The sequence below is a fragment of the Aequoribacter sp. genome, from assembly GCF_965659035.1.
Taxonomy (GTDB): Bacteria; Pseudomonadota; Gammaproteobacteria; order Pseudomonadales; family Halieaceae; genus Aequoribacter.
The window spans coordinates 58,570-61,353 of the sequence record NZ_CBFHWH010000005.1; the positions used below are offsets into that span (position 1 = coordinate 58,570).

Below are 2,784 nucleotides of genomic sequence, written 5' to 3' on the forward strand. Positions count from 1 at the left end.
AGTTGCAGGCGCCCTTGCGCATTGGGAAGGCCTTGTTGTGCGAACTGAATGCTCGGGTCTAAGGTGAGCGCCTCTTGGTAAAGATCGATGACGCCTTGCCAATCTTCCTGCTGAGTAGCGGCGTCGGCCGCTTGTTCGAGTCGGCGCAGAGTTGCGGTCGTCTCAGCAAGTGCGAGCGTTGCTCTGGCTTGGTCTAGGGCTTCGTTTGAACCCCTGAAAGCCCTCGCCTCTGAAAGCAAACGCGCGGCCATGTCGAAGTCCTTATCTTCGATGGCAGCGTAAGCTTGCCCGAGTGTTTCCTCAAACATCGCTTGTTGCCATTTTTCGAGAATTTCTGATTGCGCAAGGCTAACGGCCTGATGAGCAGGATCGGCCTTGGCCGCCGCATCAATCGCGACCTTGGCTGCACTCCAATTCGATTGGCTTCGTGCTTGCTGGGCGTTGTCGAAGTACTGCGCAGTTTGCGGCAGCGCCTCGATACGCTGAGCCAGTCTCGCAATGCTACTGTGGTTGGGCGCGAGGGCCTCAAGCAGATTCAGTTGTTGTTCTGCCACTTGTAGGTCAAACACTTCAATCGCGTCTCTGGTTTGCAGCTCGGCCATGTTGGCGCGAGCCGGCATGCCATCGCTGAGTTCAGCGAGCTGTTCTAAGGCTGCTGAGTAACCTGCAATTGCGCTGGCAAAATCTCTATCGCGGTAGTATTGATCTCCTTCCTGAGCACGACTGAGTGCTTGTTCGTAGGGCGCCTGTCCCCACAACTCGACTTTTGCTTCCTGCAATACTTCTTGTTGTAAGAGTATCTGCTCAAGCACGTCTTGAGCCTCTTTGCGCGCTTTTTCCAGTTGCGCTTGTTCGAATGGAGAAAGTTCTGAGGCAGGGCTACCCAGCTCGGCACCTGCGCGGTTTGGCGTTTGCGTTGAAGTTGACGTTTGATTTGCTTGAACACCGGTGGGACTGGTCGGTGTAACTTGTCCGGGGAGCCAAATAAAAACGCCGTAAATGGCAACCAAAATAAGGACGACCGCGAGGACTAAGCCCCAAGGCTTGTTGCCTTCTTGGAGTTTAGTGTCACTGCGCGCTACAGCGGGCTGAAACTCGGTCGGTTCAATGCGTTTTTGCATCAGCGATTACTGTCCTGTTGTGATCGCAGTGTTTGATCCAAGCTGCCAATCTCTGACTCGTAGATATCGTCGAGCAAGGCGCGCCACTGGGCATATTGATCCTGCACGTTCCCGGTCAGAGTAATTGTTTGATCGTCGAGTTGAATGACCTGAGGTGTAATTTCGGCTTCCAAGGACGCCCCAAGCTCTTCTAGTGCCTCGACGTGAATGGCGGCCTCATTACGTTTGTCTAATCCGCTTTTGACCATGTAGGCGCCGCCCATTATCGCAACGTTACCCGCCGTTCGTGTCACGGCGTCATTGCCTTCAGCCGCCGCATAAATACCCGCGAGTACTGACAAGCCCCCAATTAATAAATCGCTCGCGGCTTCTGCTCGAACTTCTTCTAGGGCCATGGCTTCTTCGTAGGTAAGTTTGCGCCACTCTTGGTAGGGCAACTGCATCTGACCGCCAAATTGCTCGTAATAGGTTTGTAAAGTATCGACGTATAAATGGTCACGTGCGCGTATTTTGCGGACCCGCTCAAGCATGGGGTCGCCCTCCGCGGGTAATTTTTGCAGCTGATAACGCCCGTCTTCGTAGATGACATAGTCCTCAAAAGCTTGGCTTGCAAAGCGCTCGGCGAAGCGCATTTCGGCGACTTGCCGTACTCGTACTAAGGTTGCGGGGCCGAGCTTGTCATAGTACTGCAACAGGTCATTTGCAATGCGGTTGTACACGGCCTGGAAAGCGTCGTGGGTGCTTCTTGTTGTCGTTGAGTAGGCGTAGCGAGACGCTTCGGCTTTATAGACGCGGTGATCGATCCAGTAGCGGTTGGTTGCGTCCACCGCGGTAATTTCAAGGGCTAAATTTTTGCCATCAGAGCGCAGGATCTTGCCGCTGATCATTAAGTCCGTGAGTTGGTCCTCGGAGGGCACGACACGCACCGCACCCCAAGCGCCGCTGTCTTGCATTGCGCTCATTAACACTTGGGGCATATAGCGAGCTTCTGATTGCCGCACTTCGGGGAATACTGGAATATCGCCATCCGATTCGATATCCAGCCCCGGGTCAAATAGGGCAATGCTGACGTCCAATAATTGTTCGTTTGGAATGGCTGCCGTGGGCGTTTGGATGGCGGGGATTTTGGTGGTTTTTACGGTTTGTGATACGCAACCGCTTAGACTGACCAGCGTAACGATCAAGCAGCCAACTACCCGCACAGAGATCTTCATCCTTGGTTAATTCCTTTGTATTTTCGGTATTCGTCCCACAGTTTTTCGCGGACTGCGGGATCGGGTTCGCGCATCGCAGCTTCGCGCAGTTGGCGCGCGATAACGTCATCATCGTCGCCGCTAGGTATGTCGCCTGGGGGTGGATACTTAGCGGTTGTGTTAGCCGCACTAACCTCGCCGGTACGCATGCCGCCCCCGCCACCTTGGCTGCCCATGCCCCCAGGCATACGGCCGTACGTTTGGTTACTATCCGTACTCGCAGTTTCCGCGCCCGCCGGGTACTGCGGGTTCGGTTCGGTATCAGACTCACGCTGCTCCGCTTGCGCATCTAGGATAATCTGATCAAACACGCCTGTGGCGCGTTCGAGCTCAGCATCCAGCACAGCAATTTTCTCGCTCTGGCTCATCGGGCCTGAGGCTCCGGGGACGCCTTGTTGGGTTGCTTCGCT

General features: G+C 54.8%; 3 protein-coding genes. All 3 read right to left on the reverse strand.

Translation table 11 applies throughout. The annotated features are described in order from the left end of the window. A partial coding sequence (locus ACTF5Z_RS01915) for a hypothetical protein (protein WP_438984293.1) occupies positions 1-1,121 on the reverse strand: 1,121 nt, incomplete at its 3' end. Next, a complete protein-coding gene (locus tag ACTF5Z_RS01920) occupies positions 1,121-2,335 on the reverse strand; it encodes a hypothetical protein (RefSeq protein ID WP_438984294.1) in 1,215 nt (404 codons plus the stop codon). The genes ACTF5Z_RS01920 and ACTF5Z_RS01915, both read right to left, overlap by 1 nt. Then, positions 2,332-2,784 (reverse strand): hypothetical protein (locus tag ACTF5Z_RS01925; RefSeq protein WP_438984295.1); only part of this gene is annotated, 453 nt, incomplete at its 5' end. The genes ACTF5Z_RS01920 and ACTF5Z_RS01925, both read right to left, overlap by 4 nt.

Bases quoted from the DNA above. Each gene is read 5' to 3' on its own strand.
- ACTF5Z_RS01920 (WP_438984294.1), bottom strand. From the start codon at position 2,335: ATGAAGATCTCTGTGCGGGTAGTTGGCTGCTTGATCGTTACGCTGGTC.